Origin of the sequence: Nocardia ninae NBRC 108245 (assembly GCF_007990755.1) — a bacterium.
GTDB lineage: Bacteria > Actinomycetota > Actinomycetes > Mycobacteriales > Mycobacteriaceae > Nocardia > Nocardia ninae.
This window is the reverse complement of sequence record NZ_BJXA01000034.1, coordinates 74,649-88,798: the sequence shown is the minus strand read 5'-3', so window position 1 is coordinate 88,798 and position 14,150 is coordinate 74,649. Positions and strand designations below refer to the sequence as shown.

The following is a 14,150-nucleotide window of genomic DNA, read 5'->3' as shown; positions in this document are numbered from 1 at the left end:
CATCGAGGCGTTGCGCGACCAGCCGTACGCCGACCAACTCACGGCGACAACAGGTCTCGCGGCGGCCGGCGCGGCCTGGCGACCGCTCGCCGCGCCGGTCCGATTGCGTGAACTCGCCGAACTCGACACCGAAGGGCAGTCCTGAAATGCGCAGCAACACCATCATTTCCGCGATCGACACGCACACCGAGGGCATGCCGACCCGGGTGATCACCGGCGGCGTCGGCACCATCCCCGGCGACACCATGGCGGCGCGCCGCATGTACTTCGCCGAGCACCTCGACGGCTTGCGCAAGCTGCTGGTGAACGAGCCGCGCGGGCACGCGTCGATGAGCGGCGCCATCCTGCAACCCGCCACCACCGACGACGGCCACTACGGCATGCTGTTCATCGAGGTCAGCGGACTGCTGCCGATGTGCGGGCACGGCACCATCGGTGTCGCAACGGCATTGGTGGAGGCGGGCATGGTCCCGGTCACCGAGCCGGTCACCGAGATCCGGCTCGACACCCCCGCTGGACGGGTCGTCGCCTCGGTCGCGGTCAGTGGCGGCCACGCGGACTCGGTCACGCTGCGCAACGTGCCCGCTTACTGCGACAGCCTCGACAACGAGGTCGAGGTGCCCGGTCTCGGCCGGGTCCGCTACGACATGGCCTACGGCGGAAACTTCTACGCCATCACCGATCTCGGCAAGCTCGGGCTACCGTTCGACCGCGCGCACAAGGACCGCATCCTCGACGCCGGTCTGCGAATCATTGCCGCCATCAACGAGTTCCAGCGTCCCGTCCACCTCACGGACGAGCGGATCGCCGACTGCAAGCACGTGCTGTTCCTCGACCCGGCGTCCGAGCCCGCGCACACCCGGCACGCGATGGCCATCCACCCCGGCTGGTTCGACCGCTCCCCCTGCGGCACCGGCACCTCCGCACTGCTCGCCCGCCAGCACGCCCGCGACTTCCTCGCCGACGATCAAGTGCTGCAGAACGATTCGTTCATCGGCACCACCTTCTACGCCCGCGCCGTCGAGACCACCACGGTCGGCGACCGCCCCGCGATCGTGCCCGCCATCACCGGCCGGGCCTGGCTCACCGGGACGGCGAACTACCTGCTCGACCCCACCGACCCTTTCCCCGAGGGCTTCGTCTTCTAACCACTCGCTCCACTGCTCCACCCCGAAAGGCACAGTCAATGAAGACCGTCGTCACCAAACCTGCCCGCCCGCCGCTCACCAAGGGCGGAGTGATGCGGCGAATGCCGGTGGTCGTCGCCGACACCGGCGATTTCACCAAGAGCATGGGGCTGTGGCAACTGGTCGCGCTCAGCCTCGGCGGACTGGTCGGCGCGGGCGTGTTCTCGCTGGCCGGTGTGGTGGCCAACGAGGTGGCCGGTCCAGCGGTGCTGATCTCGTTCGCCATCGCCATCATCGCCTCGGGGGCGGCAGGGCTCTGCTACGCCGAGTTCGCGGGCATGGTCCCGCGCGCGGGCTCGGCGTACACCTACTCCTACGTCGCGCTCGGCGAGATCATCGGCTTCATGATCGGCTGGGATCTGTTGCTGGAGTACACCGCCATCGTGTCCGTCGTGGCCATCGCGGTGTCCGGGTATCTCAACTACATCACCCACTACCTCGGCTTCGACCTGCCCACCTGGGCACTCGGCGCACCGGGCACCGGGGACGGGCACCGGGTCGATCTCTTCGCGGTCCTGCTGTGCCTGCTCCTGGCCTTCCTGCTCTCCCGGGGCACCCGTGAATCCGCCAGGGTGCAAACGGGTCTCGTCGTCTTGAAGATGCTGATCGTCGCGATCGTGGTCGTCGCGGGCGCGTTCCACATCAAGGCGGGCAACTACCAGCCGTTCTTCCCGTTCGGCGTCGGCGGCGCGGTCTCCGGTGCGGCGCTGGCCTTCTTCGCGGTCTACGGCTACGACGCGATGAGCGCGGCCGCGGAGGAGTCCAAGGACGGCAAGAAGCTGATGCCCAAGGCGATCATGATCAGCCTCGGCATCGCGTCACTGGTCTATCTGCTGGTCTGTCTCGTCATCGTCGGCATGGTCAACTACACCGACATCAACGTCTCCTCGCCGTTCGCCAGCGCCTTCGATTCGGTGGGCATGGGCATCCTCGGCCTGGTCATCGCGGTCGGTGCGGTGGTCGGCGTCACCACCTCGGCGTTCGCCAACATGCTCGCGGTGACCAGGGTCGGCTTCGCGATGAGCCGCGACGGCCTGCTGCCGTCCTACTTCGGCAAGTCCAGCCCCGTTCGTAAGGTGCCGACCCGGGTGATTTGGCCGGTCGGCATCGTGTCGGCGCTGATCGCAGGCTTCCTGCCGATCCGGGAGGCGGCCGAGCTCACCAACGTCGGCATCCTGATGGCGTTCATCGTGGTGGCGCTCGGCGTCATGCGGCTGCGCCGGACCCGCCCGGAGGTCGAGCGCGCGTTCCGCACCCCGTGGGTGCCGGTGGTGCCGTTGATCGGGATAGTCTTCTCCATCTGGCTGATCAGTCACCTCACCTGGGTCACCTGGCTCCGGTTCGTGCTCTGGCTGCTGCTCGGCCTGGGGGTATACCTCGCCTTCAGCTACCGGCACTCGAAGCTGAACGGCGGAGCTCTCTAATCTGATAGAAGCACACAGGAGAAACCCGGAGCGCAGTGATGATCGAACGGCTGGTTATACCCAAGCGGCCCACGCTGCGCGATCACGTGTCCGACGCGCTGCGTGCCGCGATCATCTCCGGTGAGCTCGAGCCGGGCGTGCTCTACTCCGCGCCGTGGCTGTCGGAGCGTTTCGGGGTCTCCCCCACGCCGGTGCGCGAGGCCATGCTGGATCTGGTCAAGCAGGGTTTGGTGATCTCGGTGCCGAACAAGGGCTTCCGGGTCACCGAGATCTCCGACGCCGACCTCGACTCGATCGCCAAGATCCGGATGCTGCTGGAACCACCGAGTGTCCGCGCGATCGTCGGCGCCATTCCCGAGTCGGACATTCCGGGTCTGCGGGTGCAGGCCGACAAGATCGTGGACGCGGCCAAACGCGGCGATCTCGTCGAATACGTCGACGCCGACCGGCAATTCCACCTGATGCTGCTCGACTACTGCCACAACCCGCGCCTGTCGCAGATCGTCGGCGACCTGCGCGCCCAAACCCGCCTGTTCGGTCTCGCCGCGCTCGTCGAGCGCGGCGAGCTCGACAAATCAGCCCAGGAACACCACACGATCATCGACCTGATCGAACAGGGCCGCGCCGAGGAACTCGAACAATTCCTCCGCAAACACATCGGCCACGTCCGCGGCATCTGGGCCGCAGGCAACACCCCCGACGAAGACGTCCCTTAGGCAAACGGGGGCCGCCCACGAGTCGGCCGGATCAGATCGGACGTCCGAATCGCACCGACTGGAAGTCCGAACGGTATTCGCGGGTCCCGGGCGGAAAGAGCTCCCCGAACGTTCCGCTGCAATCGCTGTTCCGGAACGTTTCCGCAGCACGGTCGGTGGCGTTTTCGGTGTAGTCGACACCGACGATGCGGTAGCACTTGCCGTCTTCCGGGTCCTGCAGTCGCTGCTGCGTACCATCAGGGCTCGTGTAGATGAAGTCGCCGGTCGCGGCCTGAGCAGTACCTGTCGTACCGAGAACCACGACAAGAACCGCGCCGGTCATTGTCAATACTTTGCCGATGTGTTTCATAGCAATGCCTTCCGCCCAGACATACCCACATATCTCGTGAAATGCAGGTGCTCCCGGATCCGGTGGTTACCGAGCCGGGTTCTTCCGACAAGTCGATGCCACCGCATGACGGTTCCGCATGACCGAATCAATCATGCTGTCTGTCAACAAGTTTGAGCAAGGCCCCAGTTGCGAGGTCAGCGCCCCTCGGCGACTTCGGCGAGTCTGTCGAGGGATGCCTGGAGTTTGTCGGGGGTGGTGGCGCGGGCGCGGACGAGGCGCTTCTCGTCGGTCAGCTGGGACCAGTCGTAGGTGTGGGTGACTCGGGTGTGGTTCTCGTCGATGGGCTCGAGTTCCCAGCGCCAGAGGTGGCCGGGCGGCTGCTGGCCGGGCTCGGAGGGGAGCCAGGCGATGCGGCGGCCTTCTTCGAACTCCACGATGTGGTTGTGCCGGTCGGCGCCGGTGGTGAGCGTCATGACGAACACGTCGCCCACCGCGCGGACCCGCTGATCGGCCGCGGCGGTCGCGAGGTTTTCGTTGCCGTCCCAGCGCGGCTGCTGCGCCGGGTCGGCGATCAGCTCGAAGACCTGTGCCGATGCGGCCGCGATGTCGCGGCTCGCGGTCACCGTGCGCGATGAATCGATGTTGTCCGTCATGGTCATGATCGAAGCATCCGGTAGCCGACTGCGCCAGGTGCGGGAATGTTCCCACCTCAACTGCCGAGTCCGATAGGGGACCACCTCCTGTTTGCCCGAATGATGGGGATTCGTCCCATGCCCACCGCGCACAGTTCGTCCGACCCAGTTAAACGTTGTCACTTCAATCTGTCGGACCCAGGGAGGCAGTAAGTGGACGACCGAAACAACCAACTGTGTATTTCCAGGCGCGGGCTGCTCGTCGGCGCGAGTGTGCTGGCCGGGAGCCTGGTGCTGCCCGGTATCGCCAACGCGGACAGCAAGTTTCCGATGCCGACGGGCCCGGACATCAACGTGCTGGTCACCGGTGACGCGGGCACCGGCGAGGCCGGGCAACGCGCGGTGGCCGCCGCGGCGAAGCGGATCTGCCAGGCGGAGGGAGTGTCGCTGGCGATCGGGTTGGGCGACAACATCTACGAGGACGGTGCGGAAAGCGCGGACGACGACGAGTTCTCCACGAAGTTCGAACAACCCAACGCGGGCATCGACGTGCCCTGGTTGATGGTGCTCGGCAATCACGATTGCAGCGGGATCTTCGCGGGCAGCGGCGGGAATCCGAGCAAGGGCGACCACGAGGTCGCCTACCACCAGCGCTCCGCCCGCTGGTACATGCCGTCCCGCTATTACCAGGTGGCGCTGCCCGCCGGGCCGGAACCCCTGGTCGAATTCTTCGCGCTGGACACCGTTCCCGTCTCCTCGACGGTCCTCCAGACCGATCCGCACTACCAGTGGAACGGCCCGTACATGCGCGGGCAGCGCCAGTGGTTGGAACGCGCGCTGACCGCATCCCGCGCGAGGTGGAAGATCGTGCTGACCCACCACCCGTACCGCAACAACGGAAAGCACGGCAACGCAGGCGCTTACGACGGCGTCACCACCGGCGACTACATGAGCGGCCGGCATCTGAAGGAACTGTTCGACGAGGTCGTCTGCGGCAAGGCGGATTACATCCTCTCCGGGCACGACCACACCTCGCAGATCCTGGATACCGCCGGCGCGTCCGGTGGCACCCAGCAGATCGTCTGCGGCGCCTCCGCCAAGCAGGGCGACGGCGCGTCGGTCGTTACCAATAAGGCGTTCTGGCAAGACTTTTCGAGCCTCGGCTTCATGATCGCGAAGATCCGCCGCAACGCGGTCACCCTGGACGCCTACACCGTCGATGCCGCGAGCGGCACGGCGCGAGCGGCCTATTCCCACGTTCGTCCGCGCTGACGTCCGACAACCACCTCCGAGAAACCCTTCGGGCCAAGCTGATTCGCCGAGTCTGCCATCGATCCGACGTCCGCGAGCGGACGAATGATCATGGAAACGTCACGAGCGCGTCATCCACGCCTGGTCCGATCAGTTCTGCCATATCCAGGTTCTACGAGATCCGAGGACGTGCCATGCCGCTATCCCAGCCCACCCGGCTCAGCATCATCGCAGCACTCGCCACCACCCTCATGGTGAATGCCCCGCAGGCCTCCGCAGCAACCCCGGAAATCCGGGTGCTGACTTACAACACCTTCCTGATGAGCAAGAACCTGTTTCCCAACTGGGGTCAGGACCACCGCGCGGCAGAGATCCCGAAGACCGACTTCTTCAAGGGCAACGACGTCGTCGTCCTGCAGGAGATGTTCGACAACGAGTCGTCCGACGCCCTGAAGGCCAAAGCCAAGGCCGAATACCCGCACCAGACACCGGTTGTCGGCCGCGCGAAGGAAGGCTGGGACGCCACCGGCGGCAAGTACAGCTCGGGCACGCCGGAGGACGGCGGCGTCACCATCCTCAGCAAGTGGCCCATCATCCGCCAGGAGCAGTTCATCTTCGCCAACGCCTGCGGCGCCGACTGGTGGGCGAACAAGGGGATCGCCTACGCGGTGCTCTCGGTCAACGGCAGCAAGGTGCACGTGGTCGGCACGCACAGCCAATCGACCGACCCCGGCTGCGCCGACGGTGAAGCCGCGAGGGATCGCGCCTTGCAGTTCAAGGAGATCGACGCGTTCCTCACCGCGAAGAAGATCCCCGCGACCGAGCAGGTGCTGCTGGCCGGCGATCTGAACGTGGACTCGCACAGCGCCGAATACGCGTCGATGCTGGCCGACGCCCGGCTCGAGCCCGCGACCGCCCGCACCGGCCACCCGTTCTCCTTCGACACCAAGGAGAACTCGATCGCGAACTACCGCTACCCCAGCGACCCGCGGGAGGATCTCGACTACGTCCTGCACCGCAAGGGCCACGCCAAGCCGGCGAACTGGCAGAACCACGTGGTCAAGGAGTCCGCGCCCGCGTGGACGGTCACCAGTCAGGGCACGTCGTACACCTACACCAACCTGTCCGACCACTACCCGGTGACCGCGGGCGCCTGATCCGCTCAGCGGACCGTGCCCGCCCCGCAGGCAAGGCGGTGCGGGCACGGTTGCCGCAGGTAGCGCCCGAGGTTCGACGCATCGATGGCAACCCAGCGGCGGCGAGTGAAAGTTATTGTCACAGAACCGTCATCGCACGGCAGTCCCGGTCCTATGATCGCCACACAGTGAGAGTGGAGATCGCCGCATGACCGCAGTTGCCGCCGCCGGTACCACCGGATATTCCCGCGTCGTCGCGCCACCGGGGTGGAGCCGCTGGCTGGTTCCGCCCGCCGCGCTGTCCATTCACCTCGCCATCGGACAGGCCTACGCGTGGAGCGTATTCAAGCCGCCGCTGGAAAAGTCGATGCACATCTCGGGGACCGGCAGCGCGCTGCCCTTCCAGATCGCCATCGTCATGCTCGGACTGTCCGCAGCCTTCGGCGGCACCCTCGTCGAACGCCGGGGCCCGCGCTGGGCGATGACCGTCTCGCTGCTCTGTTTCTGTTCCGGCCTGCTCATCTCCGCCCTCGGCGCGTTCGCTAATGCCTACTGGCTCATCGTCTTCGGCTACGGGTTCGTCGGTGGGATCGGGCTCGGCATCGGCTACATCTCCCCCGTCTCCACGCTGATCCGCTGGTTTCCCGATCGACCAGGCATGGCTACCGGCTTCGCGATCATGGGCTTCGGCGGCGGCGCGCTGATCGCGTCACCGTGGACGACCCAGCTGCTCACCACCTTCGGCCGAGACAACGTCGGCATCGCCGAGACCTTTCTGGTGATGGGCCTGACCTATGCCGTGTTCATGTCGGTGGGCGTGCTGCTCGTGCGGGTGCCGCCGACGGGGTGGCGTCCGGCCGGCTGGGTGCCACAGGAGAAACCGGCCAAGCTGATCAGCCTGCACGACGTCGCGGCCAACGACGCAATCCGCACGCCGCAATTCTGGCTGCTGTGGATCGTGTTGTGCTGCAACGTCACCGCGGGCATCGGCATCCTGGAGAAGGCGGCGCCGATGGTGATCGACTTCTTCGCACAGACCGCGACCCCGGTGACGGCGGTCGCCGCCGCGGGCTTCGTCGCGGTGCTGTCCGCGGCCAATATGGCGGGGCGGATCGGCTGGTCGTCGCTGTCGGACGTGATCGGGCGCAAGAACGTCTACCGGGTCTACCTGGGTGTCGGTGCGCTCGCCTATGCGGTGGTGTGGTCGGTCGGGCAGACCAACAAGGCGCTGTTCATTCTCGGCGCGATGGTGATCCTGTCCTTCTACGGCGGCGGATTCGCCACCATCCCGGCGTATCTCAAGGATCTGTTCGGGACATACCAGGTCGGCGCGATCCATGGCCGGCTGCTGACAGCATGGTCGGTGGCCGGTGTGGCCGGGCCGTTGATCGTCAATGCCATCGCGGATTCCGGTGCGGGGCACGGAAAGTCCGGGCCGGATCTGTACGGCGCCTCGTTTGCCGTCATGATCACACTGCTCTGCGCCGGCTTCGTCGCCAACGAACTGATTCGCCCGGTCGCCGCGAAACATCACCGGCCCGCCACCGCACCGGACGTCCGCACCGAGGGGAGCCCGGCATGACCGAACCCGGCACCGCCGAAACCGCCGCGCCGCGACGCATTCCGCTGCTGGTCTTCGCCTGGCTGTGGGTCGCCGCGCCCTTCGGCTACGGCGTCTACCGCCTGATCGTCAACCTGCTCAAGCTGTTCCAGTAGCGCGATCAGGGGTTCGTGTCACCGGTGTAGATCTGGGTCGGGTGCAAGCCCCACGACCTGGCGACCTTCTTCGCCAGGTCGGCCAATTCCGCTGCGGTGTGCGCCATCTCAGGCTTCAGCGCTTCCAATGCCCAGTGCATGGTGCCGCCGGATTCGGAAAGCCAGGTCGCCAGCGCAACCGGCTGTCGCTCGGTGCGCGGCACGTCGATGCCCTGCACCACAGCCCGCTTCATGTGCAGCGACGGCGCGAACTCGGCGAGCTGCGGCGCGACGAAATCATCAAGAACTCCCATGTTGGAGCACATTCCGACGGTGATCGGCACCGTTTCCAACAGCCGGTGCACCACGCCGTCCGGCAGCACGTCGAGCAGATCGGGCGGCATCCGACGCGGCTGCGACAGCACCCCGGAACCGACCGTCGCCACGGCCGCGAACGCCGCCTTGCTCACCGCGCGCAGGGTCGTCAGGTCGTGGCTGTCCAGCCATTCCCGCTGCACCACGATCGGCACCCTGGTGAAGGAATTCGAATCCAATTGATCGGTCTCCCGCAGAATCCGCACGGCGGGGGTCAGGACCGGTGGAATATTGTCGATCAGCGGGCAGCGCCGGAGCAGGTCGGCGGTCAGCGCGCAGTACAGCGTGTTGGTCGTGCCGCCGTCGCGTTCGGCCGCCGATTTCCATTGCGCCGCATCGAAAGTGAGCACCACCGACTGTTCCCGCCACCCGCGGGGGTCCGGTTCGGGCTCCGGCGCACGGGAGAACAGTGCGGCGCGCAAGGCCGCACGGTGCCCCGGATCGTGCGCGGCCCGCCGCAGCTCCGTAACCGCCTGGCGCGCAACGTCGATGCTGCGATGAGCCCCGTCGGCGAGTTCGCGCCACAGACCTACCTCGGCGGCGAGGCCATCCTGGGTGGCGAGCTCCGGATCGACCAGCCCGGCCTCGGCCATCAGTCCCGCGTGACCGTCCGCGACGGCATGCGACTTGGTCAGGCAGACGATCATGCCGCCCGAGGTGGTCGGCACGGCCGACAGTCGCCAACCGAAGCCGGCGTCGGGTGCGAGTGGATACTGGGCCTGATCATTGGCCCAGGTCAACGCGTCGGTCTCGGCGATCGGGCCGGGGTCCACCGCGAGCGGCAGCGCGGTGTCGGCAGGCACCCAGCGGGCACGCGCGAACGGCACCGCCGAGCGATGTACCCGCCGCGCCAGCGGCCCGGCCTGCAATAGTGCGTGCATCGAGTTCAGTTCCTCGAGGCCGGGACGGCGACCCAGAATGGTCAGCGTTTGCGTCACCACCGGCAGGCCGTAGCCGTGGTGCAACCGCAGGAAGGCCTTGTCGGTGAGATTGACATACACCGGGCTTGTCGACGGGCGTGCACGGTGTCGATCGGTCTGGTCCCGATCTGCCCGGAAGCCGCGAGTGATTGTTGCCATGAACGCTCCTGTGCGACAAGCCGCGCGATCGATAGAGGTCGCCGCCGTCGCCGATATAGCGAATTTCGGGCGATATGCCCACAATGCGGATTCGGCGCGAGTGCGCCGAATGGATACGCATCCGACACGGATTGTCACTCCGCCGGATTGGAGAGCCGAGCTCCCGGCGAAGGCAAGCATTCCTTCGCCTACGTAAGAGTAACCACCGAGCGCGGGTGTCGACGATTACCGCGACATCAAAAACCCGTTAATTCCACTGCCCCAACCGCTCCGAATCATCGACGCGGTTCCTATCCGCCGCCCACGCGATTGTTTCGAGACGCCGTCGCCGGGTATCTGCCCGACGTTCGGTTCGACGGAGATGAGGGAATCTGATGAGTGGGTTGTCAGCTGGTACGGACAAGACCCGCGGTGGAGGGGCATGGTCGGGGACTTCGTCCACCAACGCCAGCCGGATCGCGCAGCACCCGATGTTCGAGCGGTTTGCTCGCGCGGGTTTCGTGATGACGGGCATCGTGCACCTGATTATCGGCTATATCGCCATCCGCATCGCGCTGGGCGGGCGGGGCGGCAATGCCGATCACTCCGGCGCCATGGCCGAATTGGTCAGCAAGCCGGGTGGCGTTTTCGTCATGTGGGTGGCGGTTGTCGCGTTTGTGCTGATGGCCTTGTGGCGACTGGCCGAGACGGTCTTCGGCAGCGCATCGAAACCCGATAAGGACAGCAAGAAGTCCGAAGCGTTCCGCCGGGTCAAAGCCTTCGCCTTGGCAGTGATCTACGCGTCGTTCGCGTTCTCGGCGTTCGGATTCGCTCGTGGCGCAGGCAAGTCGAGCGGCCAGGAGAGTGCCGGGATCACGGCGCGGTTGATGCAAAGCACCGCGGGGACGGTCGCGCTGGTCGTCGCCGGGCTGATCATCATCGGCGTCGGCGGATACCACCTCTACAAGGGGATCAGCCAGAAATTCCTGAAAGACTTGAAGGGCAACACCAGCGAACTGGTGCGCAAGCTCGGTATGGCCGGATATGTCGCGAAGGGCCTCGCGGTCGGCGCCATCGGGGTACTGGTGATCCTCGCCCCGACCCGGTCCGAGCCGGACAAGGCCGCCGGACTCGACGGTGCACTGAAAACCCTTGGCGCACAACCCTATGGCGTGATTCTGCTGATCGTGGCCGGCCTCGGCATCATCACCTACGGCCTCTACAGCTTCGTCATGGCCCGCTACGCCAAGATGTAGCCGTCGGGTGGTGGGGCAAGATCGAGGCCATGGGCCCCACCACCGGACCGCCGGTTCCCGAGACCGTGGCCGACTTCCGCGCTCTCGCGCACACCAGGCTGCGCGACTTTCCGCCCACCGAAGTTCCCCACACACCGGGTATCCGCCGGGCCGCAGTGCTGCTGTGCGTCGTCGCGCAGGACGACGGCTCCCCGGCGGTGGTCGTCATCCGCCGCGCCTACCGTGGCCGCAATGCCGGGCAATGGGGGTTACCCGGGGGTCGGCTGGACGCGGGCGAGACCGCCGAGCAAGCTGTATTGCGTGAGCTACACGAGGAACTCGGCTTGACCGCCGCCCCGGCCGATCTGGTCGGCCGACTCGACGACTTTCCCGCGGCCTCGGGCTTCGTGATCACCCCGTTCGTCGCGGCGCTACCCGGGGCCGCCGAGCTGAAGCCGAGCCCCGACGAAGTGCACTCCGCGCACCTGGTTCCGCTCGCGCGGCTGGCCGCCGACGATGTACCGCACTGGGTTGCCCCGCACGAGGCGGTGCCGCAGCCCGAACTCCGCGGCCGGACCGCGCCTGCCGTCCCCGAAGACGTTGGCCTGCTACAGATGCGGCTCGGCGACGGCATGACCATCCACGCCCCGACGGGCGCGATGCTGTGGCAGTTCCGCGAGGTCGTGCTGCTCGGCCGCGACCATGCGGGCGCCCGGGTCGCACACTTCACCCAGCCGGACTGGACCCAGCAATGAGCACGCCGCGACCGGCAGACTTGCTCTGTTCACTCCATTGGCATATGGTCCCGCGCTCGTGAGGCCTAGTGCGGTGATTGCATCGCGAACAGATGTACCCAAGTGGGGGTTGATTACCGCGGCGGGGGTGATCGCCGGATATGTGGCGGTCCTGCTTGCGGACGCCCGGCACTATTACACCGACGACACCGAAGCCCAATACGCCCCGATGTGGGTGATGCTCGGCAACCGGCTGCGCGACGGTCAATTCTCCGCCCTGGTGCCTTACGAGTGGATGGCAGGTAACTACGCGCTGGAAGAGGCTGGACTCTACAACCCACCCCAGCTGCTGGTCCATCTGCTCGCGCCGTCGATGGACAACCTTGCGGTGTACGCCACGGTGGTGAAGCTCGTCTGCTCGATCATCGCCGCGCTCGGGGTGTACCGGGTCTGCCTGGCCTACGGTGCGCGCGCACCGTGGGCGGCGGTCGCGGGCATAGCGTTCCCGTTGAGCGGTTGGTTCCTGTTCTTCGACGAAGCCAGCTGGTGGACCTCGCACACCGCCACGGCGTGGCTGGTGCACGCCTGGGCGTCCTCGGTGCGCTACACCCGCGGGCGCGGCAGCCCGATCTCGGTGTTCGTCTTCCTGTACCTGGCGCTCACGGTCCAATACGCCTTCCCCGCGGTCGAATCCGCCTTGATGGTGGCCTGTGTCGCCGTCGGTGAGTTCATCTATCAGCGGCGCTGGCAGCCCTCGGCGCGACTACTCGCGGCGGCGAGCTGCGCCGCACTCGCGGCCATGGTCGCCAACCTGCCCGGCATCCTCTCCTCGCAGGTGACCTGGCGCGGCAACGCGAAGATCCACAACGATCCGTTCCTGACGGTGCCGTGGTCGGAGTCGCTCAACGCCAGCCTGCCCAGCACGACGCCCGCGTTCACCGCCTGGTGGGGGCATGTCCAGCCGTTGCCGATGGTCTACATCGCCTGGTTCCTGATTCCGGCGCTGGCCTTCGTCGGCTGGCAGGCGGCCCGCAAGTCGGTCCGGGAGTTCAGCAGTATCGCGCTGTTCGCGGCGGCGGTGCTGATGTGGACCGCGGGGCCGGGCGCGATCGGCCCGCTGCGCTGGCCGGCCCGCGTGCTGCCCATCCTCGCCATGGCGCTGCTCGTGCTGGTGTGCGTATTGCTCAGCCGCTACGGCACTTTCACGTCGCTGCGCAGGCGGGCCATCGCCGCGGGCGTGTTGATCGGCGTACTGTTCCTGCGGTCGTTCTCCGCGGCCCCGCAGATCGTGGTGCGCCATCTCGTCGCGGTGGCGGTGGTCGCCGCGATCGGTGCCGTGGTGGTGTGGCTGGCCCGGACCAAGGGCACGGCGGCGGCGTGCGCGCTGATCGTCGTCACCATGTTCCCGATCGCCTTCGCCCAGGTACAGGCCGCGCCGCCGACGCCGATGTCCTACGACTTCCCGGAACGGCGGTCGGAGATGACCGCGGTCTTCCCCGATTTCGCCGGTGTCACACTGCAACTCGCGGACCGGGCGATCCTGGCGCCGCACGACAAGACCCTCGAAGGCGCCTACGGGTCACTCGCCATCGGCAACTACGCCAAGAATCTGGGGTTGCAGTACGTCAACGGCTACACCCCCATCGGCCACTACCCGTTCGCGGGCATGCTGTGCATGGCCTGGGACGGCAGCACCTGCACCGATGCGTTCCGCCGCGCCTTTGCCGCCGAACCATCCACGGGGCGCACGATTGTCGACCTGATGAAGGTCGACCGGGTCGTGCTGCACACAGCGCAGTATCCCGACGCGGGCAACCATCCGGCGCCGCCCGGCTGGAAGTGGGTGACCTACCCGGGCCACGAACGCTACATCTGGGTGCTGGAACGGGAGAACGGGCTGATCTCCACCTCCAACGGGGCGATCGCCGATACCGCGAATGTCAGTGCCACGTCCACCTCAGGTAACTCGGTCACGATCGATGCCGAAGTCACCGCACCGAACGGCGGCCGCATCGTGTTCTCCCGGCTCGCCTGGCCCGGTTACCGGATCACCCTGAACGGCAACGAAATACCGTCGACCACGGTGGCAAACACCTTCCTCGCCGTCGACATCCCGGCAGGCACCGACCGCGCCGACCTGCGGGCTACCTGGCGTCCGCCGGGCTGGCAGATCGGCATCGGCACTGCTGTTGCCGGTCTTGCCGGAATCGCCGTGTTGCAATGGGTATTTCTGCGGCAGCGCAGGCAGGGCTCGCAAATCCCCGCCGAGGACGAGCAGCCGACGGAAGAATCAGCCGGGCCGGATCCGGAGGACCGCCGGGAAGCGACCCCGTCCTTGACGTCCAGCGTCTGACCCGCCGGGTTGCCGGTGTCGAA

General features: G+C 66.8%; 13 protein-coding genes. 10 read left to right on the top strand and 3 right to left on the bottom strand.

Translation table 11 applies throughout. From position 1 onward, the window contains the following. Positions 1-146: 146 nt before the first annotated feature. From NN4_RS23765 to NN4_RS23755, 3 genes are read left to right on the top strand one after another with little or no spacing between them, the layout of a single operon-like run. On the top strand, positions 147-1,148 hold the full coding sequence (locus NN4_RS23765; RefSeq protein ID WP_147135389.1) for a proline racemase family protein: 1,002 nt from the start codon (positions 147-149) through the stop codon (positions 1,146-1,148). Between the two features lie 38 nt (positions 1,149-1,186). Continuing rightward, entirely contained in the window at positions 1,187-2,611 is a 1,425-nt protein-coding gene (locus tag NN4_RS23760) for an amino acid permease (RefSeq protein WP_147135386.1), read from the top strand. A 38-nt stretch (positions 2,612-2,649) separates the two neighbouring features. Beyond that, positions 2,650-3,327 (top strand): GntR family transcriptional regulator, encoded by a 678-nt coding sequence (locus NN4_RS23755; protein WP_147135383.1) that lies wholly within the window; start codon positions 2,650-2,652, stop codon positions 3,325-3,327. Between the two features lie 31 nt (positions 3,328-3,358). On the opposite strand, the gene NN4_RS23750 is transcribed toward NN4_RS23755, so the two are convergent. Together NN4_RS23750 and NN4_RS23745 are read right to left on the bottom strand one after the other, a co-directional pair. Beyond that, complete coding sequence (locus tag NN4_RS23750) at positions 3,359-3,676, bottom strand: hypothetical protein (protein ID WP_135232769.1); 318 nt, start codon at positions 3,674-3,676, stop codon at positions 3,359-3,361. Between the two features lie 176 nt (positions 3,677-3,852). After that, positions 3,853-4,311: an SRPBCC family protein gene (locus NN4_RS23745; RefSeq protein WP_147135427.1), complete on the bottom strand. Its 459-nt coding sequence runs from the start codon at positions 4,309-4,311 to the stop codon at positions 3,853-3,855. Positions 4,312-4,503: 192 nt separating this feature from the next. On the opposite strand from NN4_RS23745, the gene NN4_RS23740 reads away from it, so the two are divergent. The 4 genes from NN4_RS23740 (at position 4,504) to NN4_RS45130 (ending at position 8,393) form a co-directional block, all read left to right on the top strand. Next, positions 4,504-5,562 carry a metallophosphoesterase gene (locus NN4_RS23740; protein WP_222595149.1) on the top strand — a complete coding sequence of 353 codons (1,059 nt, stop codon included), beginning with the start codon at positions 4,504-4,506 and terminating at the stop codon, positions 5,560-5,562. 173 nt (positions 5,563-5,735) lie between these two features. Then, a complete protein-coding gene (gene sph / locus NN4_RS23735) occupies positions 5,736-6,698 on the top strand; it encodes a sphingomyelin phosphodiesterase (protein ID WP_147135380.1) in 963 nt (320 codons plus the stop codon). Positions 6,699-6,885: 187 nt separating this feature from the next. Further along, the gene (locus tag NN4_RS23730; protein ID WP_147135377.1) at positions 6,886-8,259 is read left to right on the top strand and encodes an L-lactate MFS transporter; all 1,374 of its coding nucleotides are present in this window, start codon (positions 6,886-6,888) and stop codon (positions 8,257-8,259) included. Next, on the top strand, positions 8,256-8,393 hold the full coding sequence (locus tag NN4_RS45130; RefSeq protein WP_167768820.1) for an MFS transporter small subunit: 138 nt from the start codon (positions 8,256-8,258) through the stop codon (positions 8,391-8,393). Before NN4_RS23730 ends, NN4_RS45130 begins: the two co-directional genes overlap by 4 nt. Before the next feature lie 5 nt (positions 8,394-8,398). On the opposite strand, the gene NN4_RS23725 is transcribed toward NN4_RS45130, so the two are convergent. Continuing rightward, positions 8,399-9,826: a hypothetical protein gene (locus tag NN4_RS23725; RefSeq protein WP_147135374.1), complete on the bottom strand. Its 1,428-nt coding sequence runs from the start codon at positions 9,824-9,826 to the stop codon at positions 8,399-8,401. 470 nt (positions 9,827-10,296) lie between these two features. On the opposite strand from NN4_RS23725, the gene NN4_RS23720 reads away from it, so the two are divergent. The 3 genes from NN4_RS23720 to NN4_RS23710 are packed head-to-tail and all read left to right on the top strand — an operon-like array spanning position 10,297 to position 14,127. Next, complete coding sequence (locus tag NN4_RS23720; RefSeq protein WP_371865690.1) at positions 10,297-11,061, top strand: DUF1206 domain-containing protein; 765 nt, start codon at positions 10,297-10,299, stop codon at positions 11,059-11,061. A gap of 29 nt (positions 11,062-11,090) precedes the next feature. Beyond that, positions 11,091-11,795: an NUDIX hydrolase gene (locus NN4_RS23715; protein WP_147135369.1), complete on the top strand. Its 705-nt coding sequence runs from the start codon at positions 11,091-11,093 to the stop codon at positions 11,793-11,795. Beyond that, positions 11,743-14,127: a hypothetical protein gene (locus NN4_RS23710; protein WP_371865689.1), complete on the top strand. Its 2,385-nt coding sequence runs from the start codon at positions 11,743-11,745 to the stop codon at positions 14,125-14,127. Before NN4_RS23715 ends, NN4_RS23710 begins: the two co-directional genes overlap by 53 nt. The last annotated feature ends 23 nt before the right edge of the window (positions 14,128-14,150 follow it).

Bases quoted from the DNA above. Each gene is read 5' to 3' on its own strand.
- NN4_RS23750 (WP_135232769.1), bottom strand. From the start codon at position 3,676: ATGAAACACATCGGCAAAGTATTGACAATGACCGGCGCGGTTCTTGTC.
- NN4_RS23760 (WP_147135386.1), top strand. From the start codon at position 1,187: ATGAAGACCGTCGTCACCAAACCTGCCCGCCCGCCGCTCACCAAGGGC.
- NN4_RS23730 (WP_147135377.1), top strand. From the start codon at position 6,886: ATGACCGCAGTTGCCGCCGCCGGTACCACCGGATATTCCCGCGTCGTC.
- NN4_RS23715 (WP_147135369.1), top strand. From the start codon at position 11,091: ATGGGCCCCACCACCGGACCGCCGGTTCCCGAGACCGTGGCCGACTTC.
- NN4_RS45130 (WP_167768820.1), top strand. From the start codon at position 8,256: ATGACCGAACCCGGCACCGCCGAAACCGCCGCGCCGCGACGCATTCCG.
- NN4_RS23710 (WP_371865689.1), top strand. From the start codon at position 11,743: ATGCGGGCGCCCGGGTCGCACACTTCACCCAGCCGGACTGGACCCAGC.
- NN4_RS23720 (WP_371865690.1), top strand. From the start codon at position 10,297: ATGTTCGAGCGGTTTGCTCGCGCGGGTTTCGTGATGACGGGCATCGTG.
- NN4_RS23765 (WP_147135389.1), top strand. From the start codon at position 147: ATGCGCAGCAACACCATCATTTCCGCGATCGACACGCACACCGAGGGC.
- NN4_RS23725 (WP_147135374.1), bottom strand. From the start codon at position 9,826: ATGGCAACAATCACTCGCGGCTTCCGGGCAGATCGGGACCAGACCGAT.
- NN4_RS23745 (WP_147135427.1), bottom strand. From the start codon at position 4,311: ATGACGGACAACATCGATTCATCGCGCACGGTGACCGCGAGCCGCGAC.
- NN4_RS23755 (WP_147135383.1), top strand. From the start codon at position 2,650: ATGATCGAACGGCTGGTTATACCCAAGCGGCCCACGCTGCGCGATCAC.
- sph (WP_147135380.1), top strand. From the start codon at position 5,736: ATGCCGCTATCCCAGCCCACCCGGCTCAGCATCATCGCAGCACTCGCC.